Here is a 24,162-nt window from a genome sequence, read left to right as displayed (position 1 = left end):
TAGGTCCTTGTGCGTTAGATCAGGCTCGCCTTACTTGGCAGCCGCTGCTTCTTTTTTTGTAGCTGCTGGCGCGGATTTGGCGGGAGCTGCAGCCGATTTACGTGCATGAATCTCACCCAGAGCACGCTTGTACTCGTTCGGAAATACCTTCACGAACTTGGCGCGCGACACGTCCCAGTTGTCCAGCAACTCACGGGCACGCTTGCTGCCGGTCCAGCGGTTGTGGTCTTCCAGCAGCTTCTTGAGCTGGGCTTCGTCGGTTTCGCCACGGTGCCAGATGGCCTTGTCGAGGGTAGCTTCCTGCTCAGCGGCAGTCAGGACCTTCTCCATGCTCACCATGGCCGTGTTGCAGCGCTTGGCGAACTGGCCGTCTTCGTCATATACGTAGGCGATACCGCCGCTCATGCCGGCTGCAAAGTTGCGGCCGGTCTTACCCAGCACGGCGACGGTGCCGCCGGTCATGTATTCGCAACCGTGGTCACCGGTGCCTTCCACCACGGCAGTGGCGCCAGACAAACGAACCGCAAAACGCTCACCCGCCACGCCGCTCAAGAAGGCTTCGCCAGTGGTCGCGCCGTACATCACGGTGTTGCCCACGATGGTGTTGCGGATCGCTTCACCACGGAAATCGATGCTCGGACGCACCACCACGCGGCCGCCGGACAGGCCCTTGCCCGTGTAGTCGTTGGCATCGCCGATCAGGTAAAGGGTAATGCCCTTGGCCAGGAAAGCCCCAAAGGACTGGCCGCCAGTGCCTTCCAGCTGGATGCGGATGGTGTCATCCGGCAGACCCTCTGGGTGCACCTTGGTGACCGCGCCGGAGAGCATGGCGCCCACGGAGCGGTTCACATTGCGGGCACGCTCCATGAATTGCACCTTCTCGCCCTTGTCGATGGCTGCGCGGCTCTTGGCGATCAGCACGTTGTCCAGCGCTTTTTCCAGACCGTGGTCTTGGGTGAGGGTCTGGAAGCGTGGCACGTCGGCCGGCACTTGCGGCTGGGCAAACAAACGGGCGAAATCCAAGCCTTGGGCTTTCCAGTGCTCGATGCTCTTGCGGGTATCGAGCAGGTCGGAGCGGCCGATCATGTCGTCGAACTTGCGGATACCCAGCTGGGCCATGATCTGGCGCACTTCTTCAGCAATGAAGAAGAAGTAGTTCACCACGTGCTCCGGCTTGCCGGAGAACTTGGCGCGCAACACGGGGTCTTGGGTCGCCACGCCCACGGGGCAGGTGTTCAGGTGGCACTTGCGCATCATGATGCAGCCTTCCACCACCAGCGGGGCGGTGGCGAAGCCGAATTCATCCGCGCCCAACAGAGCACCAATGGCGACGTCGCGGCCGGTCTTCATCTGGCCGTCGGCCTGCACGCGGATACGGCTGCGCAAGCGGTTCAGCACCAGAGTCTGCTGGGTTTCGGCCAAGCCGATTTCCCATGGCGAACCGGCGTGCTTGATGGACGACCAGGGTGACGCACCGGTGCCACCGTCGTGACCTGCGATCACCACGTGGTCGGCCTTGCACTTGGCCACGCCGGCTGCGATAGTGCCCACACCGATTTCAGACACCAGCTTGACGCTGATACCGGAGTGCGGCGCCACGTTCTTCAAATCGTGGATCAGCTGGGCCAAGTCCTCGATGGAGTAGATGTCATGGTGCGGAGGGGGCGAAATCAGGCCCACACCGGGCACGGAGTGACGCAGCTTGCCGATGTAGTCAGACACCTTGCCACCGGGCAACTGGCCGCCCTCACCTGGCTTGGCACCCTGGGCCATCTTGATCTGGATCTGGTCTGCACTCGACAGGTACTCGGCAGTCACACCGAAGCGGCCGGAGGCCACTTGCTTGATGCGGCTGCGCAGGGAGTCGCCCGCCTGCAAAGGCAAATCGACTTCCACGTTCTCGGCGCCGATCACGCTCTTGAGGCTGTCGCCCTGCTTGATCGGAATGCCTTTGAGTTCATTGCGGTAACGGGCAGCGTCTTCACCACCTTCACCGGTATTGCTCTTGCCGCCAATGCGGTTCATGGCCACGGCCAGCGTCGCGTGGGCTTCAGTGGAAATGGAGCCCAAGGACATGGCGCCGGTGGCAAAGCGCTTCACAATTTCCTTGGCGGGCTCGACCTCTTCCAGCGGAATGGCCTTGGCAGGGTCCACCTTGAATTCGAACAGGCCCCGCAGCGTCAGGTGGCGCTTGGACTGGTCGTTGATGATCTGGGCGTACTCTTTGTAGGTGTTCCAGTTGTTGGCGCGGGTGGAGTGCTGCAGCTTGGCAATCGCATCCGGTGTCCACATATGCTCTTCGCCACGGGTACGCCATGCGTATTCGCCGCCAGCGTCCAGGGCGTTTGCCAGCACGGGGTTGTCACCGAATGCCAGCTTGTGCATGCGGATGGCTTCTTCCGCGATTTCGAAGACGCCGATACCTTCCACCTTGCTGGGGGTGCGGGTGAAGTACTTATCGATGGTTTCGGTGTTCAGGCCAATGGCTTCGAACAGCTGGGCACCGCAGTAAGACATGTAAGTCGACACGCCCATCTTGGACATGATCTTGGACAGGCCCTTGCCGATCGCCTTGATGTAGTTGTAGATGGCTTTATCAGCGCTCAGGTCGCCCGGCAGATCCTTGTGGATGTCCTGCAGGGTTTCCATGGCGAGGTAGGGGTGCACGGCCTCTGCGCCGTAACCGGCCAACACGGCAAAGTGGTGCACTTCACGGGCCGTGCCGGTTTCCACCACCAGACCGGCGGTAGTGCGCAGCCCTTCGCGCACCAGGTGCTGGTGAATGGCAGAGAGTGCCAACAACGCAGGAATCGCCACTTGTGTGGAGCTGATACTGCGGTCGCTGATGATAAGAATGTTCTTGCCGCTCTTGATGGCATCCACCGCCTCAGCGCACAAAGAAGCCAGCTTGGCTTCCACACCTTCATGGCCCCATGCCAAGGGGTAGGTGATATCCAGCGTGTAGCTGCGGAATTTGCCCTGGGTGTGGTGCTCGATGTCACGCACCTTGGCCATGTCGGCAAAGTCCAGAATCGGCTGGCTCACCTCCAGGCGCATGGGCGGGTTCACCTGGTTGATGTCCAGCAGGTTGGGCTTGGGGCCGATGAAGGACACCAAAGACATCACGATGGCTTCGCGGATCGGATCGATCGGCGGGTTGGTCACCTGCGCGAACAGCTGCTTGAAGTAGCTGTAGAGCGGCTTGTTTTTGTCAGACAGCACCGCCAAGGGGCTGTCGTTGCCCATGGAACCGATGGCTTCTTCGCCGGCGGTAGCCATGGGGGCGATCAGGAACTTCAGATCTTCCTGGGTGAAGCCGAAAGCTTGCTGACGGTCCAGCAGGCTGACTTTGTCGGTCGCACGCTTGGGCTCCACCCCCTCCACCACTGCGGCGAAGACAGGATCCTTGCGACGTTCGGAGAACGATACGTCATCCAGCTTGATACGCAGGTTCTCGATCCACTGTTTGTAGGGCTTGCTGTTGGCGAGGCTGGCTTTGAGCTCCTCGTCGTCAATCATGCGACCTTGTTCCAAGTCGATCAGGAACATTTTGCCGGGCTGCAGGCGCCATTTGCGCACGATCTTGTTTTCAGGCACGGGCAACACGCCGGACTCGGAGCCCATGATGACCAAGTCGTCATCAGTGATGCAGTAGCGCGAGGGACGCAGGCCGTTGCGGTCCAGCGTGGCGCCGATCTGGCGGCCGTCGGTGAACACGATGGAGGCCGGGCCATCCCATGGCTCCATCATGGCGGCGTGGTATTCGTAGAAGGCCTTGCGGCGCTCGTCCATGGTGGTGTGCTGCTCCCAGGGCTCGGGAATCATCATCATCACGGCCTGGCTGATGGGGTAACCGGCCATGGTCAACAGCTCAAGGCAGTTATCAAAGGTGGCGGTGTCGGACTGGTCGGCAAAGCTGATGGGGTAGAGCTTCTGCAGGTCGGCAGCCAACACCGGCGAAGACATGACGCCTTCGCGCGCCTTCATCCAGTTGTAGTTGCCCTTGACCGTGTTGATTTCACCGTTGTGCGCCACATAGCGGTAAGGGTGAGCCAGCGGCCACTCGGGGAAGGTGTTGGTGGAGAAGCGCTGGTGCACCAAGCCCAGGGCGGACACGCAGCGCGCATCTTCCAAGTCCTTGAAGTACACGCCCACTTGGTCGGCCAGCAGCAGGCCCTTGTAGACCACGGTGCGGCTGGACATGCTGGGAACGTAGTATTCCTTGCTGTGCTTCAGGCCCAAGGCCTGAATGTTGGCGCTGGCGGTCTTGCGGATCACGTACAGCTTGCGCTCCAGCGCGTCCTGCACGATCACGTCGTTGCCGCGGCCGATGAAAACTTGGCGCAGGATAGGTTCTTTTTCGCGCACGGTGGGCGACATGGGCATGTCGCGGTTGACCGGCACGTCGCGCCAGCCCAGCAGCACTTGGCCTTCGGCCTTGATGGCGCGTTCCATCTCTTGCTCGCAAGCCAGACGGGATGCATGCTCCTTGGGCAGGAAAATCATGCCAACACCGTACTCGCCTTGGGGTGGCAAGACTACGCCTTGGGCAGCCATTTCTTCGCGGTACAGCGCGTCAGGCAACTGGATCAGGATACCCGCTCCGTCTCCCATCAAGGCATCCGCACCCACGGCACCCCGGTGGTCTAGGTTCTCCAAGATCTTCAGGGCATTCTTGACAATGTCATGGCTCTTTTCGCCACGAATATGGGCCACAAACCCGACGCCGCAGGCATCGTGCTCATTGGCATTGGAATACAAACCGTGGTCTTTGAGGTGTTGGATTTCGGCTGCCGTGGTCATGGCGCACTCCTGAAAATTACAGTGGAAACGGAGGATACTGCAATGCAACAAAAGTGCCAAACACTTTAAATGGGGTCAGATTCTATTTATTTGTTGAACAAATTGATCAAGATTTAAATGGGGACACATCAAAAATGATAGCTACTGGCGCTTAATCCACAAGGATTAATGACATTTTTACTCTGAAATACTTGATTTGGACGGTCGACCAGGGGCGCTTTTCCGCAACCGCCGTAGCGTTTGTTTTTGCAGCACATCTAAAAACTGCGGGGCACCCAAAGCCCAGCCGTGCAATGCCGCCTCGGTCAGTTCGGACAGCTGCACAGATGTGAGGCCGTCTTGCACCAATTGGGCGTACGCGGCCTCGCGCGCGAAAGGTGTGTTGCCGAGATTCCAAACCAAAGGGTGCGGGCTTAGCAGCTTGTCCGGCCGCATACCGGCGTAGTGCGAATAACTGGACCAAAGGTAGTCGCCCGCATGGCCCACCACACCCGCACGAACCGGGTTCAGGTCGATATAGACCATGCAAGCCAGCAAATAGCGGTCCGCGTCAATCAGAGTGGATTTGTAGCGCCCTTCCCACAGAGTTCCTGTGCGCTGATGGCGGTCATTGAAGTAACGTACGTAGCTCCGCCCCAGAGCTTGCATCATCTTGGGCAGAGCATCATCTGTGGGTGGCGTTGCCAGCAGATGGAAATGATTGTCCAAAAGGACAAAGGCATGCACCGCGACGTGGAATCGTTGGGCACATGCGCCCAATATATCTTTCAGGGTCTGAAAGTCTGCGTTATCCAAACAAATAGACTGACGATTGTTGCCACGCTGGATAACGTGGTGCGGATGCGCAGCCAAGGTCAATCGGGGAAGACGTGCCATCCCCCGAGTTTGCCTGAAACCTCGCGACTGGCCGGAAGCCTCAGAGGCGCGATTGCGGCAATTGGTACTGGGGCGTACCCATGAGGTCAATACCGCAAGACAGCGTATCCAGCCAGTCCAGCAATTGACCAATCGCCTCGCCCTTGATGGGCGCCCCATGCTGGGGGACGATCATGGAGATTTCCAACTCGCGCACCATGCGCACCCATAGCTTGAGAATCTTGTTGCTCACCATATACCGGCGATGAAAAGCCTCCATCCCGGGCGGCATGGGCGTCAATAAGGTGATGAACTGCTGCGCCTCCTGACCGCTCACCAAGGAAACCCCCAAATCGCCAGAAAACAGGATCTTGCTTATAGGGTCGTAGAACTGAAAATTACCTTCTGAATGCAAGAAGTGGGCGGGCAGCAACCAGAGGTCGGCCTTGCCAAAGCGCAGACGCCCACCTTCATCGGGAATGGCAATGATGCGGTCTTCGGTCTTGCCGATTTTGCAAAAGTGGGGGGCAAAGCGTGCCCAGAGCTTGGAAATCACCAGTTTGGCCTGGGTGGACGTCATCCAGCGGTCCAGGGACGCAATGATGTCGGGATCTGCATGCGAGGCCAAAATGAAGTCCAGGTGCTGGGGCGCAATGTATTTGCGCATGGTCAGGTTCAGCTCGTTGTAGGTCATGTTGCCACCTGGGTCGAGGATGACTCCCTCGCCGTGGTTGACAATGAGGAACTGGTTGGCCTGCACTGCCTCCGCTTCATCGGACACCAGGTCGGTGAACATCACACAGCAGTGATGGGCATCTTTGTAAAGCTCGATTGGCATGATGGGGACCCCAAAGACAACGAGCGCTCCATTGCGCTCGTTGGGATCCCATTGTGGAGCTGCAGCTCCGCAGCAGTATTGATCTAAGTCAGGTTATTTGGGCGCTTTGGTCACACGCACCTTGCCACCTGTTGTCACCAAAATCACTGGGTCCCCTGCTGCCAATTGCTCGCTGCCTTTGGCCTGAACGATGGCACGGCGGTCACCACCTTTGAGCTGCACCAGAATTTCCACGGCTTCTTCTTTGGTGGAAAACCGTTCGATGGCGTTGCCCGCAGCCGCCCCCGCCACACCCGCCAACACGCCCAGAACCTGGGCCTCACGCTGAACGCCACTGCCAGCGGAGCCACCGATAGCACCAACTACGCCACCGACAGCTGCGCCAATACCGGACTGGCTCCCGTCCACAACCACATTGCGCACCGACAGCACCACGCCGTCTTGCACCTGGGCCATGCGCTGGGCATCGCCACGCTGAATCACGTCAGGGCTGCTGCTGGCACAGGCAGCCAAGGCCAACACCAGCCCCACAGAACCCGCCGACTTCAAAATCTTTTGCATATAAAACTCCTGTTTCACGATAGCGAACCGCATTGCCAGCTCTTCTTAACGGCTCAGGCGGGCAAGGCGTTGTCCTGCGCATTGTCTGCCGGCAATGTAAACCGTGTGTCAAGCAGGGCCAGTAGGCCAAATTCTTCCAGAATGGCACGCAGCCGCTGAGCGGCGGCCCGTTTGCGCTGGCCGGTATAGCGAGCGAGGATGAGCTCATTCTTCATGCTGTGCTCCCAGCCCACCAGCTCAGTCACCGTGACTTGGTAGCCATGTGCCTCCAGATACAAGCAGCGCAATACATTGGTGATCTGGCTGCCCATCTCCCGCGTGTGCAGCGGGTGGCGCCACAGCTCGGCCAGCGGCGTGCGCGTCAGCGACAGCGCCTTGCTCTGGCTGAGATGGCGAGCGACTTCAGCTTGGCAGCAGGGAACCAGCACGAAGGCACGGGCCTTTTTTTGCAAACCAAAGGCAATGGCGTCGTCGGTGGCCGTGTCGCAGGCGTGCAGGGCCGTGACCACATCGAAGTTGGGAGGCAAGGCGCTGGACTGGGTCGATTCTGCCACGCTGGTGTTGAGAAAGCTCATGCGCCCGAAGCCCAGTTGCTTCGCCAGTGCCTGAGACTTTTGCACCAGTTCCGCCCGCGTCTCGATGCCATAGAGGTGGCTGGCCGGCAGGTTCTTAAAGAACAGGTCGTACAGAATGAAGCCCAAGTAGGACTTGCCGGCCCCATGGTCGGCCAGGGTCAGCGTACCGCTACTGCTGGGGGGCAGCTCCAGCATGAGTTTTTCGATGAACTGGTAGAGGTGGTAGACCTGCTTGAGCTTGCGGCGCGAGTCCTGGTTGAGTTTTCCATCGCGCGTGAGGATGTGCAGCTCCTGCAGCAACTCGATGGATTGTCCGGGGCGCACCTCGTCTGCCAGGGGGTGAGCTTTGGTTGGCGCGGTGGCTTGGGCGCCAGGCTTGCGTGGCTTGGTGTTCATGAAGAGTCCTTGGTGGAGCGCAAACCCATGGCCTCCCAGCCGGCATGTCCGAGCCGCTCTAATGTCTCGATGTTCTTCTCGAAAATGGACTCGGCGTTGGGAAAGGCCTGGACCGCCCGGTCAATGCTCGCTTCGCGCAACAAATGCAGGGTGGGAAACGGGGCGCGGTTGGTGTAGTTGCTGATGGCGTCCGGCGCACTGTCGGCGAACTGGAACTGGGGATGGAAACTTGCGATCTGTAACACGCCGTCGAGTTTTGCCTTGCGCAGCACCCGGTCTGCCTGGTCCAGAAAGTCATTGAAAACCAGAAAATCTGGCCAAGCATGCGGAGCCACCAGCAAGGTGGTGTCGCGCACCTCCGGGTCGGCCGCCGCCAGTTCCTTCAGCTCGGTGCGCAGCAACGCCAGGCATTCCTGAGCATCGTCACCTGGGTAGACCACATAGCGGATCTGCTGCTTGACGTGCACCGCCTTGGCAAACGGGCAGAGATTGAGGCCAATCACGGCGCGCTCCAGCCACTGCTGCGTGGCGGCGATGACACGCGCTGTCTCGGCGGATGGGGCGTCAGCGGAGGGGGGCAGGGCCATGGTGTGGGCGTGGCTCATGCGGCAAACAGGCGCTGTCCCGTGAGGCGCTCGTGTTCACGCAGTGCAAACCGGTCGGTCATCCCGGCAATGTAGTCCGCCACCCGGCGCTGGTCATCGGACTCATGCAGGTGGTGCTTCGGTGCTTGGGCTGCCAGACGAACTGCAGCTTCGTTTTGCATTTGCGTGGGGGCGTCGCAGTAGGCGGCAAACAAATCGGCAATAACCTGCTTGGCCTGGTCCATGGTCTGCATGACCTGAGAGTGGCGGTACAGGTGTTTGAACAAAAAGGCCTTCATGGCGCGGGACTGGGCCCGCATGTCGGCACTGAAACACACCAGCGCCTGCGGGTGCTCGCGCACCGCCGCCACGGACGCGGGCTGCGCCGCATCCAGCGCGGCCTGGGTGGCCGCCATCAGGTCGTACACCTGCGCACTTAGCATCAGGCGGATGGATTCGTAAAGCCAGCGGCGCGCCTGCGCGGGCTGACCCAGGTCAGGGTGCTGCGCCAGGGCGGCCTGGCTGAACTCGGCGAACAGCGGAACGTCGTGCAGCTGCTCCAGCGTCAGCAGGCCCGAACGCACCCCGTCGTCAATGTCATGTGCGTTGTAGGCGATCTCGTCGGCCAAGTTGCAAAGCTGCGCCTCGAGGTTGGGCTGGCCTGGGTCCAGAAAGCGGCGCCCTACCCCGCCGCCGCCATCAGCGTATGCGGGCTCCAGCGCCTCAATCGCCTCGGCATTGCGGCGCGAGCAATGCTTGAGAATGCCTTCGCGTGACTCGAAGCTGAGGTTGAGCCCATCGAACTGTGGGTAGCGTTCTTCCAGCCAGTCCACCTCGCGCAGGCTTTGCAAGTTGTGCTCAAAGCCCCCAAAGGGCGCCATGCATTCATTGAGGGCGTCTTGGCCTGCGTGGCCAAACGGGGTGTGCCCCAGGTCATGGGCCAGCGCAATGGTTTCCACCAAGTCTTCGCTCAGCCCCAAGGTGCGGGCCATGGAGCGCCCCAGCTGGGCCACCTCCAGCGAGTGGGTCAACCGCGTGCGGAACAAATCCCCTTCGTGATTGATGAACACCTGCGTCTTGTAAACCAGCCGCCGAAAGGCCGTGGAGTGCACGATGCGGTCGCGGTCACGCTGAAAGGCCGTGCGCGTCGGGGCATCGGGCTGCGCATAACGCCGCCCACGGGACTGGGCGGGATCACAGGCGTACGGGCGCAAGGCTTCAGGCATGAAATAGGGCTCTAGAGCTTATGGAATATGCGCAAACAGATATCAAATCAATAGCAAATCAGGCGCAGCAGAGGTCAATCACTTCGCGCACCAGCGCGTCCGGTGCGCCGCGCACGGCTGCACGCGCCGGTCCGTCAATCACCACAAAGCGGATATCGCCGGCCTCCGACTTCTTGTCCAGGCGCATCAACGCCAGGTAACGCCCGGCATTGTCCGCCGCGTCCAGCGTGGGACCCCGGGTGGGCAAGCCAGCTTTGGTAATCAGCCCCGTGAGACGCGCCACAAAGTCGGCATCCACCAAACCCAATCGCTGCGACAGATGTGCCGCCATCACCATGCCACAGCCCACCGCCTCGCCATGCAACCACTCGCCGTAACCCAACCCCGCTTCAATGGCGTGGCCAAAGGTATGGCCAAAATTCAGGATGGCGCGCAGCCCGGCCTCACGCTCATCTTGCCCTACCACCCAGGCCTTGATCTCGCAGCTGCGCTGCACGGCATACGCCAAGGCCTGCGGCTCACGCGCCATCAAGGCCTCCAGGTTGGCTTCGATCCAGGCGAGGAACTGTAGATCGGCGATGGGGCCGTATTTGATGACCTCCGCCAGGCCCGCGCTCAGCTCGCGCGCGGGCAGGGTGGTGAGGCTGGCGATGTCGCAAACCACCATTTGCGGCTGGTAAAAGGCGCCAATCATGTTTTTGCCGAGCGGATGATTGATGCCGGTCTTGCCACCCACCGAAGAATCCACCTGCGCAAGCAAGGTCGTGGGCACCTGCACAAAAGGCACGCCGCGCATGTAACTCGCAGCAGCAAAACCGGTCATGTCCCCTACCACGCCACCGCCCAGCGCAAACAGAATGGTTTTGCGGTCACAGCCCTGGCCCAGCAATGCATCGAAGATCTGGTTCAGCGTCTGCCAGTGCTTGTAGCTCTCGCCATCGGGCAGCTCCACCAGCTCTACCGCCGGGTACTGCGTACGCAGGGCGGACACCAGTGCGTCGGCGTACAGGGGCGATACGGTGGTGTTGGTCACCACCACGGCGTGGGCAGCTTTGGGAAGCTGGTCGTAGGTGGCAGCGTGGGCCAGCAAGCCTGTACCGATATGGATGGGATAGCTGCGCTCCCCCAAATCGATGGAAACGGTGGAGAAAGTAGGCGTCGTCATACCCCGAGTTTAGAGGCTAGGCAATAAGCCACTTCAACGGCTCGCTAAGCAGTCGGCAAGTGGCCTGACAGCTCGAGCTGCATCACTACCATATTCACCAGCGTCGCCACGGAAGGACGACCAGTTTCCAGCAGGAAATGCGCAGCCTCCCGGTAAAGCGGATCGCGAACCACAAAGAGGTCACGCATGCGCGCCAAAGGATCAGCAACCTGAAGAAGTGGGCGGCTCACATCATGGCGCAGGCGCCGAAACAACTCTTCCGGGGTTGACTTGAGGTAGACCACATGACTTCGCTCGTGCAGATGCTGCCGATTGGCAGGCCGTAACACAGCGCCTCCACCGGTTGATATGACCGAAGTGGGGCCTTGCGTCAGGATATCCAGTACGTCCTGCTCGATATCCCGAAACTTGGCCTCGCCTTCCCGATCAAAAAACTCGCGAATCGAACAACCCAAGCGGGATTCGATGGCGTGATCAGAATCAACGAAAGGGAGGCGAAGCCTGCGCGCAAGCTGCCTCCCTACAGTGGTTTTCCCAGAGCCGGGCAAGCCGACCAGACTGATACTCAACAGCAAGACACGTCCACCCGACCGACTCCAGATTTAGCGGGCAATGGCCTTGTCAGACAGCACCTTGGGGGTAATGAATACCAACATTTCTCGCTTGGTGGTGGACTTGGAGCGGTTGCGGAAAAGCACACCCAAGCCCGGGAGATCACCAAAGAATGGAACCTTTGTCTCACTCTCTGTCTGGTCTTCAGTGAAAATGCCACCGATAACGACAGTACCACCGTTCTCCACCAAAACTTGCGTCTGGATGTGCTTTGTATCAATTGCGAAACCTGCGGGCGTTGACTGCCCCACAGTGTCTTTAGTCACATCCAAAGTCAAGATAATGTTGCCTTCGGGCGTAATCTGCGGCAAGACCTCTAACTTCAAATTGGCCTTACGGAAGGCAATCGACGTAGCCCCGCTGGCTGACGCAACTTGGTAAGGCAACTCTGTTCCTTGCTCAATCAATGCTTTGATCTGGTCAGCAGTAACCACGCGAGGGCTTGAAACCACTTTGCCTTTGCCATCGGCTTCCAAAGCAGAGATTTCGAGGTTCAAAAAGCGGTCTGCCCCAGCACCGAAGATAGACACTGCAAAAGTACCTGGACTGGATGATCCCAATGCCCCGGTAGACGGCAAGTTCACAAAATTACCGGATGTTGTCGCAGCAGAACCAACGACGTAACTCGATCCCACCGCCAAGCCAGCACGATCTCCAACAGCTGCCGCGGTACCGCCCCCACCAAGCTTCACGCCTAAGGACTTTCCAAAGCTGTCTGATGCTTCAACAATACGCGCCTCAATCAAAACCTGACGCACCGCAATGTCAATCTTGGCGATCAACTGCTGCACCTGCTCCAACTTGCTCGGGATGTCCGTCACAAACAGTTGGTTGGTACGATTTTCGTAAATGACGCTACCTCTGCTACTCAAGATGCGGCTGGGTGTGACCCCTTGCCCAGGACCAGAACCAGCAGCAACAAGGCCTGCAGCAATGTCAGAAGCTTTGCCATAGTTGATTTGGAATGCTTGTGTACGCAGTGGCTCTAGATTCTGGACCGCAACGACGGACTCCAAATCCAGCTTTTCTTTCGCCGCAATCTCGTCTTTGGGCGCCACCCAAAGCACGTTGCCGCTTTTACGCAAACCCAGGCCCTTTGCCTGCAAAATAATATCCAACGCTTGGTCCCAAGGTACATCCTGAAGGCGCAAGGTAACTGAACCAGAAACCGAGTCAGAGGTCACAATGTTAAAGTTTGTGAAGTCAGCAATCACCTGCAGCAAACTGCGGACCTCAATATTCTGAAAATTCAGCGAAAGCTTTTGGCCGTTGTAACCAACACCGGGCGTCAGCTTTTTAGGATCAGTCTTGATTTCCTTGATCTCCACAACAAACTGTTCATCGCTTTGGTATGCGCTGTGCTCCCATTGGCCTTGAGGTTCAATCACCATCCGGACGCGATCGCCAGACTGAACAGATGTCACCGACTTAACCGGGGTGCCAAAGTCACTCACGTCCAATTTGCGTCGCAAGCCTTCCGGCAAAGTTGACTTCATGAAGTCAACCACCAACGTTTGACCTTGCTGGCGGATATCAACACCGACTTGATTGTTCGGCAAAGTTACTACCACCCGACCCGCGCCATCTGCGGTCCGGCGAAAGTCCAAATCTTTTAACGGTGCGCTGTCGCGATTGCGGCTCTCAGCAAAATTAGTAACTGCGGCTGGCCCGCTAGCAACTACAGGCTCTAAAGCTACTAACAATGAATTGCCTTGGATTTCTGCCTTGTAAGCGGCGGGTTGCTTAAGATTCAGCACAACGCGCGTGCGCTCTCCGGCTTGTACGATACTCACCGAGCGGAGGTTGCCTTGATTGATCTCAACCGTTGAACGCCCCATTGCATTGGCAACGCCAGGGAAATCCAAAGCAATCCTTGCGGGTGATTGAATCGCAAAGCCTGTAGGTAGCGCAGTAAGAGCTTGCGAAAGGTCAATTTTCACAACCTCACTCCCGCCTTGCATGGAACCTGTCACCGCCTCAATTGAGGGCTGTGCAAACACCAAGCCGGACAAAGACAACAGAAAGGTCGCACAAACTCTTTTGTACATTCGCAGTTCTCGCATAAGCATAGGAATCATCATTTCGACCTCTCTTGCAACGACAGAGTTGCAGCGCGTTCAATCCATTCGCCGACGGCGTCCTGCACAATTTCACGCAAAGTGACTTCGGTCTCTTCAATTTTCATGACCCGCCCGTAATTCGGGCCCAAATAGTTGCCTACTTTGACTTGGTAAAGCAAGTTGTCCACCCTGACTAGTGCGACTGGCTGTCCAGCTTTGATCAGGCTCCCTACCAACATCATGGTGTCCAAGGGATATGCTTCAAGGGGCTCTTTCCGACGTGCCAATTCAGGCGCAACCAAGGCTGCATTCGAAACAGTTTGGGCAGAGTCACGTTTCAATGCCTGAGCCAATTTTTGGTTGCTGAAGGGTTCAACCGAGGACATGTTTGTGTAAGGCGCAGGAACAAATTGCTTTGGCTCTGCAATCGGTGCCACCTTAGGACGTGCTAAATTGCGCTCGGTAACCATCCATTGCCGGACCTCGTCTTCGCTAGAAGAACCACAGCCCGAGAAGAAACCGACCGATAGAAGCAAACAGGCCCAACCCCAAACTCGCTGGATCATTTTTTCGCTCCCGTAGCTTTCCTCTGCGCCTTGACCTCTTCACCATCTAAGTACCGGAAGGTCTTGGCCGTTGCATCCAGGGTAAGGCTGTTGTCGGCCCTAGGAGTAACCGTGAGGTTGTTCAACGTCACGATACGCGACAAATGCGCTATATCAGAAGCAAATGCGCCTATGTCATGAAATCTTCCCGCCACACGCAAGGTAATCGGCAATTCCGCATAGTATTCTTTGACGGCGACCTGCCCGGGGCGAAACAACTCAAATTGCAAGCTACGCCCCAAACCGGCTTGGTTGATATCCGATAACAAGGCATCCATTTCTGCCTTACTGGGCAGTTGTTTTTCGAGTTGCGTCACGTACTGCTGAACTTGCTCACGCTGTTTGCGCAAAGCATCCAGATTCACCGCTTTAACTAGTTTCTTTTTGTAGTCTTCGCGAAGCACTATCTCCTTGTCTTGCTCAAGTTTCAATGCCTCTTCCGAGCCACTCAACCAGACAAACCAAAGTGCAACGACCACAACAATACTTGTGAATACAAATAGCGCGTACTGAGGAATCGAGGGCCAAAGAGAGGGATCCTTTGGATCGAGATCACGGAACTGACTAGACAGCTTTTGCTGCCAAACTACGAAATCGAAAGTAGGGGTTGATGTTTTAGCCATACGCTGAACTTATGGTTTGGCCGGTGAAGGGGCTACCGCCGATGAGGAAGCTAGTGTCGGGCTGGATGCTGCATTCGATGCCATCTGGGCCGCAACTTTCTCAGCTTCACTGGCGCGCACCAAACGAACTTTGATCACAAAGTTCGCAACCCGTTTTTGCTCTTTGGCAGAAATGGATGCAGTACCAGACACAATTTCAATCAACTCGGGCTTGGAAAACCAAGGGGTGTTATTGGCCAAATTGCGCAACAGTTCTGATACGCGTTCATTCGACTGGGCCACCCCATTGAGAGTGACAGCCTGATCGACTTGCGTCATCTTGTTGATGTAAACACCATCAGGCAACTGGTTAACGAGCTCTGTCAACAGGTGCACTGGAAGGTTGCGATCCGATTGCAAATCTTCAACAGCCTGTTGCCGAGCGCGCAATGCTGCAATTTCGGCTTCCAACGTCGCAATATCTTTAATTTGTGCTTCCAGCTTCTTGATTTCGGTTTCCAGCAAAGTGTTGTTGGACTGTTGAGAGGTAATGGCAGCCTGGTACCAAAGAAAGATGGAGCCCGCAATGATGCCCCCGAGCAAAGCAGAGGCGCCTAGCGATACATTGAAGAGATCGCGGCGCCGCTTGCGCGCTGCTTCGCGGTGAGGCAGTAGGTTGATCAAAATCACTGCGCAAACCTCCGCAAGGCTAAACCGCAAGAGGTCAAATACGACGGAGCTTCACGCGTCATGCGTTTTAACCTGACACCATCACCGATCTCCATCCCGTCAAACGGATTCAACAGACTGCATGAGAATGTGGTGTGCTGGGTGACTGCACCGGTCAGACCGGGCAAAGCCGCAGAACCACCGGCCAACATGATGTAATCCACCTTGTTGTGCGGGGTACTGGTAAAGAAAAACTGCAATGCGCGGCCCAGCTCTTGCACCATCGTGTCAATAAAAGGTTTGAGAACTGCGGATTCGTAGTCCTCTGGCAACTCCCCACTGCGTTTCTTGCTCTCCGCCTCTTCTTGCGAAAAGCCATATTGGCGTACGATCAACTGCGTCAATTGAGCGCCACCAAACGCTTGATCTCGGTCGTACAAAACCTCATCGTCTCGCATAACCTGCATACTGGTCGTCATTGCTCCAATTTCGAACAGTGCAACGATCAGGCCTTGACCCTGGTTGGGTAGGTTTTCGATCAGTCGTGCAGCAGCCAAACGTGAGGCGTAGGACTCGACATCCACAATCACAGGTGTCAACCCAGCCGCTTCGGCCAAACCTTGCACGTCCTGAACTTTCTCGCGACGCGAGGCAGCGATCAATACTTCAATATCACCCGCCGACGCGGCACTGGGGCCGATCACACAGAAATCCAAGCTCACTTCATCCAGAGGGAATGGAATGTACTGATTGGCTTCTGACTCGACCTGCAGTTCCAGATCTTGGTCCGTCATACCACCGGGAAGAATGATCTTTTTGGTGATCACTGCCGAGGGGGGCAGTGCCATGGCTACCTGCTTGGTTTTGGTGCCGCTCTTTTTGACCAAGCGACGGACCGCTTCCGCTACCTCATCGAACTTTTCGATGTTCCCATCGGAAATCCACCCTCGCTCCAAAGGCTCGATGGCACAACGCTCTAGGACCAGATTGCCCGCCTTGTCACGCCCCAGCTCTACCAGTTTGACACTGGACGAACTAATGTCCAGCCCAAGCATGGGAGCAGGCTGTCGACTGAATAACGACCCCAATGAGATCAAAACGGTCCCCTGAAACAAACCAGCAAATAGCCGGCGAAACTTAAGAAATCACTTCAATGCTAGCAGCAAGATCGTTGAGCGGCAAAGGTTTTTTGCCGTTTTGCCCTGCAACAACGTTGCCAAAAGCAGACGTTTTGTTACGCAAAGTAAGTGGCTGACGGATTTCTAGGTCCGTCCGTGCCCGGTCTGCACGCTATGCTCAAGAATCCTTGATTTCACCGCCCGCTTGGGTCAACTCCGCATTTTTATAATCGGGGACCCGACAGCCTCCGCCCCGTATGTCCTCCTCAAAAACTGAATCCTTGCCATCAACTGGCCCCATGCATTGGGCATTGCGCGCCTTGTTTTGGCTTGTTGGACTTGGCTTGGCTGGCTTGTTCTCGATTCTCGCCATGGTCGCACTCGCCTTGGCAATGGCATTCCCCAACCTGCCGGACATTTCGGACCTCTCGGACTACCGCCCCAAACTTCCGCTGCGTGTTTTTTCAGCCGATGGTGACCTGATTGGTGAATTTGGCGAAGAGCGCCGCAACCTCACTCCCATCAAAGATATACCCAAAGTCATGACCCATGCCATCTTGGCCATTGAAGATGCCCGCTTCTATGAGCACGGTGGAGTGGACTATGTGGGTGTGGTCCGTGCAGGTCTGGCCAATGTAGGCCGCGTCAAAAGCCAAGGGGCCTCTACCATCACTATGCAAGTGGCGCGCAACGTCTACTTGTCGTCTGAAAAAACATTCACGCGCAAGATTTATGAGATTCTGCTGACTTTCAAGTTGGAGCACTACCTCAGCAAAGACCAGATTCTGGAAATCTACATGAACCAGATCTATTTGGGCAACCGTGCCTACGGCTTTGCTGCCGCGTCAGAGACTTATTTTGGCAAGGCCCTCAAAGACATCACGATCGCCGAGGCGGCTATGCTGGCAGGCCTGCCAAAAGCACCTTCGGCCTACAACCCAATCGTTAATCCCAAACGTGCCCGCTCACGGCAGCTCTACATCATTGACCGGATGCTGGAGAACAACTTCATCACGGAAGAACAAGCTGAGACCGCCAAGGCTGAGCCGCTAAAAATCAAAAACAATGCTGCGGCCAATCCCATCCATGCTGAATATGTGGCGGAAATGGTGCGCCAATTGGTCTACGCTCAGTACGGCGAAGAAACTTACACCCGAGGTCTGGACGTACAGACTACCTTGCGCACACAGGACCAGATGGCAGCCTACAAAGCCTTGCGGCGCGGCATCATGGACTTTGAGCGCAGGCAGGTCTATCGCGGCCCTGAGAAATTCATTAACCTGCCCTCCAATCCACAGGAATTGGAAGACGCCATAGACGAAGCATTGGATGAGCACCCGGACAATGGCGATGTAATGTCGGCCGTGGTGCTGGAAGCTACTCCCAAATTGGTCAAAGCGATTCGCCAGAACGCTGAAATTGTAGAGATCACGGGCGATGGACTCAAACCAGCGCAATCAGGCCTCTCAGAGAAAGCTCCACCCAACACAAAAATTCGCCGCGGCGCCGTGATTCGCGTCGCCAAAACAGCCAAGGGCGGCTGGGAAATGACCCAGTTGCCTGAAGTTGAGGGCGCTTTTGTCGCATTGGACCCGCGGGACGGCTCGATCAAGGCTTTGGTGGGAGGCTTTGACTTTGCCAAAAACAAGTTCAACCATGTGACCCAAGCCTTACGGCAACCGGGCTCCAGCTTCAAGCCATTTATTTACTCAGCTGCCCTGGAGAAAGGGTTTACACCCGCCACCGTGGTGAACGATGCCCCTTTGTTCTTCAGCGCTGGCGTCACAGGCGGCCAACCCTGGGAACCGAAAAACTACGACGGAACCTTCGAAGGCCCCATGACCTTGCGGCGGGGTCTGGCCAAGTCAAAGAACATGATTTCCATCCGGGTTTTGCAGTCGGTAGGTACCGAATACGCCCAGCAATGGGTGGGGAAGTTTGGCTTTGAGGCAGAAAAACACCCTGCATACCTCACCATGGCCTTGGGCGCTGGTACGGTAACCCCCATGCAAATGGCCACCGGTTACGCCGTGTTCGCCAACGGTGGCTACCGCGTCAACCCGTGGGTGATTTCCAAAGTCAGCGAGCAGCGGGGCAAAGTACTGGTGGAGTCCACCCCCCCCGTATTGGAAGAAACAGAGCGCGCTATCGAACCTCGCAATGCGTTCATCATGTCCAGTCTCTTGCAGGAAGTGACCCGCTCAGGTACGGCCGCCCGAGCACAAGCGACACTCAAACGGCCCGATCTTTACGGAAAAACGGGGACGACCAACGATTCCATGGACGCTTGGTTTGCCGGCTACCAACCCACCTTGGCCGCTGTGACCTGGATCGGCTATGACACACCACGGAAGTTGGGTGACCGTGAAACGGGCGGCGGGCTGAGCTTGCCTGTTTGGATCAGTTTCATGGAAACTGCTCTCAAGGGGGTGCCCGTCACTGAGATTGCTGCACCGGAAGGCGTCGTCTACCAAGGGGGCGAGTGGTACTACGACGAGTACGCCAAGGGCGCTGGTATCTCTTCGTTGGGCCTGGGCGACGCGCCTGAAGCGGAAACCATCCCAATGCCTGCAGCCGAGGAAAAAAAGAAAATCCTGGACCTGTTCACCCAGTGATCAAGCCCTGAATGCCAATGCAATGCCAGCCTGCTGGCTGGCATTGGCAGTCAATGCACTAAAAAACTCCCCTTGTCCTTTAGTGTCTTGCCAGAGCCCATCCGCCCAGCGGTAGTGGTAGCCGCCTGACTTGGCAGCCATCCACACCTCATGCAAAGGTTTCTGCAAGTTAATGATGATTTGGCTACGGTTGGGAAACGTCAGGGTCACCATGCCGCCCGTGCGCTGATTGTCGATGTCCGCATCCGAATCATCGTTAATCCGGTCGCAGCAGACTTCCACCGCCTTGAGCAGAGTCTCTGCACGGTCCATAAATTCTTGGTCGGTCATTACAATTTCAGTATGTTGAAAGCAGCCCAAATTCTAGTCAGACCCCTTGCCCTTGCCGTCAGTGTGCTCACTGTGGCTGCTTGTGGGCAGACTGGTTCACTGTATTTGCCATCCAAATCTGAGTCACGCAGCCCTGCTGCTACCAGCCCCGCGACGCCCGCCAACACTACAGCACCCACTACCACTCCATGAGCACCCCCTCCCTGCCAGGTTCGCCTTTTGTTCATTACGCCCAAGGGCAGCTTCATGTGGAGAACTGCGCGGTGGCGACGCTTGCCGTCCAATATGGCACGCCCCTGTTTATCTACTCCAAATCGTCCATGCTGACTGCGCTAGCGGCCTACCAAAAAGGCTTTGCAGGTCGCAATGCACAGATCTGCTACGCAATGAAAGCCAACTCCTCCTTGGCAATCCTGCAGCTGTTTGCCGAGGCGGGATGCGGCTTTGACATCGTGTCGAGCGGGGAATTGGCCCGCGTGCTGGCCGCTGGCGGTGAAGCCCGCAAAATCATCTTCTCGGGCGTGGGCAAGACGCGGAGAGAAATGCACGAAGCCCTGTTGGCCGGGATTGGCTGTTTCAACGTGGAAAGCGAAGCTGAGATCGAGGTCCTCAATCAGGTCGCCGTTGCGGCAGGGCGCAAGGCGCCTATCAGCATCCGCGTGAACCCCAACGTGGACCCCAAAACCCATCCCTACATTTCCACCGGCCTCAAGGGCAACAAATTTGGTATTGCACACGAGCGCACGTTAGCCACTTACCAACGCGCGGCGGCTCTGCCTGGCCTGCAAGTGGTGGGCATTGACTGCCACATTGGCTCGCAAATCACGGAAGAAACGCCCTACCTGGATGCCATGGACCGGATGCTTGATCTGGTTGAGTCGATTGAGGCGGCTGGCATCCCCATTGAACACATCGATTTTGGTGGAGGTCTGGGCATCAACTACAACGGCGACACACCGCCAACCGCCGATGCTTTGTGGGCCAAGCTACTGGTCAAGCTGGACGCACGTGGCTTTGGCCGGCGCAAGCTGATGATCGAACCCGGGCGCTCACTGGTCGGCAATGCCGGTTTGTGCGTAACTGAAGTGTTGTACATGAAGCCAGGAGAGCAAAAGAACTTTTGCATTGTGGACGCCGCCATGAACGATCTGCCGCGCCCTGCGATGTATCAAGCCTTCCACAGCATTGTTCCGCTGGACGCCAACAAGCTGGCAAGGGCGAGTGACAACGTATTTGACGTGGTGGGACCGGTCTGCGAAAGCGGGGACTGGATTGGGCACGATCGCGCGCTGAATGTGCAGGCTGGCGACCAGCTGGCCGTACTTTCGGCAGGCGCTTACTGCATGAGCATGTCCAGCAACTACAACTCCCGGCCCAAGGCTGCGGAAGTCTTGGTCGATGGCGAGAGCGCCCATCTGATCCGCCAACGTGACAGCCTGGCAGATCAGTTGCGTGGCGAAATACTGCTGTAAATCGCTATCAATTCAGGAGCTACTCGCGCAATACCTATGTGCTTTTTTGCCTCTTTTTGCCAAAAAACCTGCGTAGCCGCCAGCCCATCAAGGCAGCGATAACGCCCGCGTACACGGCGACTTCTGCAAAGTTGTTTTTGCCGGAACGCATCCAGAAGAAGTGCAACAAGGCCAGCGCAGCAATGGCGTATACCGCCCGGTGCAGCGCCTGCCAGCGTTTGGCACCCATGGCCTTGATTACACGGTTAAAAGAGGTCGCAGCCAAGGCGGCCAGCAACAACAAGGCGGTAAAGCCCACCAGAATGAATGGCCGTTTGGCGATGTCTTTGGCGATCTCGCCCACATCCATGCCCATATCGAACCAGCTGTAGGCCAACATGTGTAGCAGCGCATAGCAAAAGGTCCATAGACCCAGCATGCGCCGTAACCGGGCCAATGCGGGCCAGCCCGCCATGGTGCGCAGCGGCGTCACGGCCAACACGACACACAGCATCCGCAGCGTCCAGTCACCCGTCGCACGCACCAGTGCTTCCGCAGGGTTGGCGCCTAGCCGGTCAGCGAAGGCGGCAAACACCAGCCAGCACAAGGGCAAAGCGGCAGCACTGAACGCCAATGGCTTGGCCGCGCGGTGGGCCAGCCAGGCATTCACGGACGCCATGCCTCAGTAGAACTTCTTGAGGTCCATGCCGGCGTACAATTGCCCTACCTGGGCCTCGTAGCCGTTGAACATCAGAGTCTTGCGCTTCTTGGCAAACAGGCCGTCTTCACCAATGCGGCGCTCGGTAGCTTGGCTCCAGCGTGGGTGGTCCACATTGGGGTTCACGTTGGAATAGAAACCGTATTCATTGGCCGCTGCCTTGTTCCAGGCCGTACCCGGTTGTTTCTCGGTAAAGCGGATCTTGACGATGCTCTTGCCGCTCTTGAAACCGTATTTCCACGGCACCACCAGGCGTACCGGTGCACCGTTTTGCTTGGGTAACACCTCGCCATACATGCCGAAGCTCAGCAAAGTGAGCGGGTGCATGGCTTCGTCCAAGCGCAGGCCCTCTGCATACGGCCAGTCCAGAATGCGCGAGCCCACGAAGGGCATGGTCTTGGGGTCCGCCAGCGTGAGGAACTCCACGTACTTGGCGCTGCCCAGCGGCTCCACCTTTTTGATCAACTCGGCCAGCGAATAGCCCACCCAGGGAATCACCATGGACCAGCCTTCCACACAGCGCAAGCGGTAGATCCGCTCTTCCATGGGGCTGAGCTTGAGCAGATCCTCCAGTGCAAATCGCCCTGGCTTTTTCACCAACCCCTCGACTTCTACTGACCAGGGATCGGTCTTGAGCGTATGGGCGTTGACGGCAGGATCTGCCTTGTCAGTACCAAACTCGTAGAAATTGTTGTAGCTGCTGGCATCTTTGTAGGCGGTGACTTTCTCCATCGCCATGGCGCCAGCCACGGCGGACACCTTCGATGGCAACGCAGCCAGTTTGCCGGGCGCGGCACCCCAGACAGCGCCTTGCGCCAGCGCTTCCCGCGCAGCCCATTGCGCCATACCCAGGCCCGCCACACCCGTTGCCAGGTGTTTGAGCATGCGGCGACGCTCTTCGTACACACCACGGGCGGTGATCTCGCTGGCGATCGGGTGGTCGAAACCGGAATTCTGGGACTTGATCAACATGGGGACTCCTCGTCTGGTCGTTGGTCGTCCGACATTGCCATTTCTTACAAAGTTCCGTAGCTGTGCAATCCGCTCAGGAACATATTGACGCCAATAAAAGCAAACGTGGTCACCGCCAGACCCGCCAAGGCCCACCAAGCAGCCACCGTTCCCCGCAGACCTTTCATGAGCCGCATGTGCAGCCAAGCGGCATAGTTCAGCCAGACAATCAGCGCCCAAGTCTCCTTGGGGTCCCAGCTCCAGTAGCCGCCCCAGGCCTCAGCGGCCCACAGCGCCCCCAGCACGGTGGCGATGGTGAAGAAGGCAAAGCCGACCGCGATGGACTTGTACATCACATCGTCCAATATCTCAAAGCTGGGCAACTTGGCCGCAATCTGCTTGCGCCCCAGCAAAATACCCGCTACCACCAGAGCCGAGAAACCGAAGTAGACAGCCCAGTAATCGCTCATTCCACCACTGGCAGACCGACGAAACACAAGCGGCTCAAAACACAAAACGATGCCCAGCAGCCACAAGGGCGCCAGTTTGTACCAACGGGTTTCGGTCGCCTGCTGCTTGATCAGGTAGGCAAATGCCACCATGGCGGCCAACGCAAAAGTGCCGTAACCAATAAAATTGGCTGGCACATGCAACTTCATCCACCAGCTCTTGAGCGCAGGCACTAGGGGCTGAATTTCATGGGCTTGGCGCACCACGGTGTACCACAGCAAAAACCCCACCGCTGCGCTGATCACCAGCATGACAAAAGCACCCAAGGCGCGGGTTTTGTACTGGGCTTCAAAATACAAGTAAAAGGCCGCAGTCATCCAGCAGAACAACACAAACACTTCATACAGGTTGCTTACCGGGATGTGCCCGATGTCGGCTCCCAGCAAGTAGCTCTCATACCAGCGCACCATGGTGCCGGTCAGCGCCATGGTGATGGCAACCCACACCAAACGCGACGCCACCAGTTCCATACCCTCCGCACGGCCCTTGGCAAACACGCCAATCCAGTAGAACACCGTGGCCATGAAGAACAGCATGCTCATCCACAGAATGGCCGACTGGCTGGACAAAAAGTACTTGAGCCAGAACACCGTCTCGGCACGCTCCAGCGCACCCTCATAGGAGAACACAGCCGCCAGCGACAAACCAGCCACCACAAGCATCAAGGTTTGCAAAGGACGCCAGAACCAGCCCAACCAAACAACAGAGGGCATGGCCGCCAAGAGAATGCCCTTTTCGTAGACATCCATGCTGTCGGCATACCGCGTAAACGCGAACAGCCCGCCAGCGAGCACCAGCAACCCAAACAACCAGTCAACCCAAGTGCGGCGGGCAAAGTACCCCACATTCAGGCGAATGGCATCCGCGGATGCCTGGCCCAGTGTCTCGTTGCGGGTACCGGAAACTGCGTTCATATCT

21 protein-coding genes are annotated in these 24,162 nt (G+C 57.4%); 3 read left to right on the top strand and 18 right to left on the bottom strand.

The features are described 5' to 3' along the window. Positions 1-30: 30 nt before the first annotated feature. The 14 genes from U5O12_RS03130 to U5O12_RS03065 form a co-directional block, all read right to left on the bottom strand. Positions 31-4,803, bottom strand: coding sequence for a glutamate synthase-related protein (locus U5O12_RS03130; RefSeq protein WP_322577225.1), 4,773 nt, complete (start codon positions 4,801-4,803; stop codon positions 31-33). A gap of 177 nt (positions 4,804-4,980) precedes the next feature. Next, positions 4,981-5,679: a transposase gene (locus U5O12_RS03125; protein ID WP_322577224.1), complete on the bottom strand. Its 699-nt coding sequence runs from the start codon at positions 5,677-5,679 to the stop codon at positions 4,981-4,983. A gap of 40 nt (positions 5,680-5,719) precedes the next feature. After that, positions 5,720-6,496 (bottom strand): MBL fold metallo-hydrolase, encoded by a 777-nt coding sequence (locus U5O12_RS03120; protein WP_322577223.1) that lies wholly within the window; start codon positions 6,494-6,496, stop codon positions 5,720-5,722. Positions 6,497-6,589: 93 nt separating this feature from the next. Next, a complete protein-coding gene (locus U5O12_RS03115; protein WP_322577222.1) occupies positions 6,590-7,057 on the bottom strand; it encodes a hypothetical protein in 468 nt (155 codons plus the stop codon). 53 nt (positions 7,058-7,110) lie between these two features. Next, positions 7,111-8,028 (bottom strand): SAM-dependent methyltransferase, encoded by a 918-nt coding sequence (locus U5O12_RS03110; protein ID WP_322577221.1) that lies wholly within the window; start codon positions 8,026-8,028, stop codon positions 7,111-7,113. Continuing rightward, positions 8,025-8,615, bottom strand: coding sequence for a DUF1415 domain-containing protein (locus U5O12_RS03105; protein WP_322577220.1), 591 nt, complete (start codon positions 8,613-8,615; stop codon positions 8,025-8,027). The genes U5O12_RS03110 and U5O12_RS03105 overlap by 4 nt, the downstream gene beginning before the upstream one ends. Before the next feature lie 14 nt (positions 8,616-8,629). After that, positions 8,630-9,838 (bottom strand): deoxyguanosinetriphosphate triphosphohydrolase, encoded by a 1,209-nt coding sequence (locus U5O12_RS03100; protein WP_322577219.1) that lies wholly within the window; start codon positions 9,836-9,838, stop codon positions 8,630-8,632. A 58-nt stretch (positions 9,839-9,896) separates the two neighbouring features. Continuing rightward, on the bottom strand, positions 9,897-11,003 hold the full coding sequence (gene aroB / locus U5O12_RS03095) for a 3-dehydroquinate synthase (protein WP_322577218.1): 1,107 nt from the start codon (positions 11,001-11,003) through the stop codon (positions 9,897-9,899). A 44-nt stretch (positions 11,004-11,047) separates the two neighbouring features. Next, a complete protein-coding gene (locus tag U5O12_RS03090; protein ID WP_322577357.1) occupies positions 11,048-11,572 on the bottom strand; it encodes a shikimate kinase in 525 nt (174 codons plus the stop codon). Between the two features lie 33 nt (positions 11,573-11,605). Further along, positions 11,606-13,684, bottom strand: a complete 2,079-nt coding sequence (gene pilQ, locus U5O12_RS03085) for a type IV pilus secretin PilQ (RefSeq protein ID WP_416221436.1) — start codon at positions 13,682-13,684, stop codon at positions 11,606-11,608. An 8-nt stretch (positions 13,685-13,692) separates the two neighbouring features. Continuing rightward, entirely contained in the window at positions 13,693-14,241 is a 549-nt protein-coding gene (locus U5O12_RS03080; RefSeq protein ID WP_322577217.1) for a pilus assembly protein PilP, read from the bottom strand. Next, positions 14,238-14,903 carry a type 4a pilus biogenesis protein PilO gene (locus U5O12_RS03075; RefSeq protein ID WP_322577216.1) on the bottom strand — a complete coding sequence of 222 codons (666 nt, stop codon included), beginning with the start codon at positions 14,901-14,903 and terminating at the stop codon, positions 14,238-14,240. The genes U5O12_RS03080 and U5O12_RS03075 overlap by 4 nt, the downstream gene beginning before the upstream one ends. Before the next feature lie 9 nt (positions 14,904-14,912). Continuing rightward, positions 14,913-15,572, bottom strand: a complete 660-nt coding sequence (locus U5O12_RS03070; protein ID WP_322577215.1) for a PilN domain-containing protein — start codon at positions 15,570-15,572, stop codon at positions 14,913-14,915. Further along, positions 15,569-16,648, bottom strand: coding sequence for a pilus assembly protein PilM (locus tag U5O12_RS03065; protein WP_322577214.1), 1,080 nt, complete (start codon positions 16,646-16,648; stop codon positions 15,569-15,571). Before U5O12_RS03065 ends, U5O12_RS03070 begins: the two co-directional genes overlap by 4 nt. 278 nt (positions 16,649-16,926) lie before the next feature. Here U5O12_RS03065 and U5O12_RS03060 point away from each other — a divergent pair, with 278 nt between their 5' ends. Beyond that, positions 16,927-19,284, top strand: a complete 2,358-nt coding sequence (locus U5O12_RS03060) for a penicillin-binding protein 1A (RefSeq protein WP_416221428.1) — start codon at positions 16,927-16,929, stop codon at positions 19,282-19,284. On the opposite strand, the gene cyaY is transcribed toward U5O12_RS03060, so the two are convergent. Continuing rightward, on the bottom strand, positions 19,285-19,614 hold the full coding sequence (cyaY, locus tag U5O12_RS03055; RefSeq protein ID WP_322577212.1) for an iron donor protein CyaY: 330 nt from the start codon (positions 19,612-19,614) through the stop codon (positions 19,285-19,287). Positions 19,615-19,626: 12 nt separating this feature from the next. Between cyaY and lptM the strand changes: the two genes are divergently transcribed. Continuing rightward, positions 19,627-19,806, top strand: a complete 180-nt coding sequence (gene lptM, locus U5O12_RS03050; protein WP_322577211.1) for an LPS translocon maturation chaperone LptM — start codon at positions 19,627-19,629, stop codon at positions 19,804-19,806. Further along, positions 19,803-21,086 (top strand): diaminopimelate decarboxylase, encoded by a 1,284-nt coding sequence (gene lysA, locus U5O12_RS03045; protein ID WP_322577210.1) that lies wholly within the window; start codon positions 19,803-19,805, stop codon positions 21,084-21,086. The genes lptM and lysA overlap by 4 nt, the downstream gene beginning before the upstream one ends. A 34-nt stretch (positions 21,087-21,120) precedes the next feature. Here the strand turns inward: lysA and U5O12_RS03040 are convergent, their stop codons facing one another. The 3 genes from U5O12_RS03040 to ccsB are packed head-to-tail and all read right to left on the bottom strand — an operon-like array spanning position 21,121 to position 24,158. Then, entirely contained in the window at positions 21,121-21,744 is a 624-nt protein-coding gene (locus U5O12_RS03040; RefSeq protein ID WP_322577209.1) for a protein-methionine-sulfoxide reductase heme-binding subunit MsrQ, read from the bottom strand. 3 nt (positions 21,745-21,747) lie between these two features. After that, positions 21,748-22,755: a protein-methionine-sulfoxide reductase catalytic subunit MsrP gene (gene msrP, locus U5O12_RS03035; protein WP_322577208.1), complete on the bottom strand. Its 1,008-nt coding sequence runs from the start codon at positions 22,753-22,755 to the stop codon at positions 21,748-21,750. Between the two features lie 44 nt (positions 22,756-22,799). After that, complete coding sequence (ccsB, locus tag U5O12_RS03030; RefSeq protein WP_322577207.1) at positions 22,800-24,158, bottom strand: c-type cytochrome biogenesis protein CcsB; 1,359 nt, start codon at positions 24,156-24,158, stop codon at positions 22,800-22,802. Positions 24,159-24,162: the final 4 nt, after the last annotated feature.

This window comes from Rhodoferax sp. (assembly GCF_034519335.1).
Lineage (GTDB): Bacteria > Pseudomonadota > Gammaproteobacteria > Burkholderiales > Burkholderiaceae_C > Allorhodoferax.
Note: the sequence above shows the minus strand (reverse complement) of the source record. Positions and strands in the feature narration are given on the sequence as shown.

Coding starts and splice junctions, on each gene's coding strand:
- U5O12_RS03130 (WP_322577225.1), bottom strand. CDS start 4,803: ATGACCACGGCAGCCGAAATCCAACACCTCAAAGACCACGGTTTGTAT.
- U5O12_RS03060 (WP_416221428.1), top strand. CDS start 16,927: ATGTCCTCCTCAAAAACTGAATCCTTGCCATCAACTGGCCCCATGCAT.
- U5O12_RS03120 (WP_322577223.1), bottom strand. CDS start 6,496: ATGCCAATCGAGCTTTACAAAGATGCCCATCACTGCTGTGTGATGTTC.
- aroB (WP_322577218.1), bottom strand. CDS start 11,003: ATGACGACGCCTACTTTCTCCACCGTTTCCATCGATTTGGGGGAGCGC.
- U5O12_RS03110 (WP_322577221.1), bottom strand. CDS start 8,028: ATGAACACCAAGCCACGCAAGCCTGGCGCCCAAGCCACCGCGCCAACC.
- msrP (WP_322577208.1), bottom strand. CDS start 22,755: ATGTTGATCAAGTCCCAGAATTCCGGTTTCGACCACCCGATCGCCAGC.
- U5O12_RS03040 (WP_322577209.1), bottom strand. CDS start 21,744: ATGGCGTCCGTGAATGCCTGGCTGGCCCACCGCGCGGCCAAGCCATTG.
- U5O12_RS03105 (WP_322577220.1), bottom strand. CDS start 8,615: ATGGCCCTGCCCCCCTCCGCTGACGCCCCATCCGCCGAGACAGCGCGT.
- U5O12_RS03075 (WP_322577216.1), bottom strand. CDS start 14,903: ATGGCTAAAACATCAACCCCTACTTTCGATTTCGTAGTTTGGCAGCAA.
- U5O12_RS03125 (WP_322577224.1), bottom strand. CDS start 5,679: ATGGCACGTCTTCCCCGATTGACCTTGGCTGCGCATCCGCACCACGTT.
- lptM (WP_322577211.1), top strand. CDS start 19,627: ATGTTGAAAGCAGCCCAAATTCTAGTCAGACCCCTTGCCCTTGCCGTC.
- pilQ (WP_416221436.1), bottom strand. CDS start 13,684: ATGCTTATGCGAGAACTGCGAATGTACAAAAGAGTTTGTGCGACCTTT.
- U5O12_RS03115 (WP_322577222.1), bottom strand. CDS start 7,057: ATGCAAAAGATTTTGAAGTCGGCGGGTTCTGTGGGGCTGGTGTTGGCC.
- ccsB (WP_322577207.1), bottom strand. CDS start 24,158: ATGAACGCAGTTTCCGGTACCCGCAACGAGACACTGGGCCAGGCATCC.
- U5O12_RS03100 (WP_322577219.1), bottom strand. CDS start 9,838: ATGCCTGAAGCCTTGCGCCCGTACGCCTGTGATCCCGCCCAGTCCCGT.
- lysA (WP_322577210.1), top strand. CDS start 19,803: ATGAGCACCCCCTCCCTGCCAGGTTCGCCTTTTGTTCATTACGCCCAA.
- cyaY (WP_322577212.1), bottom strand. CDS start 19,614: ATGACCGACCAAGAATTTATGGACCGTGCAGAGACTCTGCTCAAGGCG.
- U5O12_RS03080 (WP_322577217.1), bottom strand. CDS start 14,241: ATGATCCAGCGAGTTTGGGGTTGGGCCTGTTTGCTTCTATCGGTCGGT.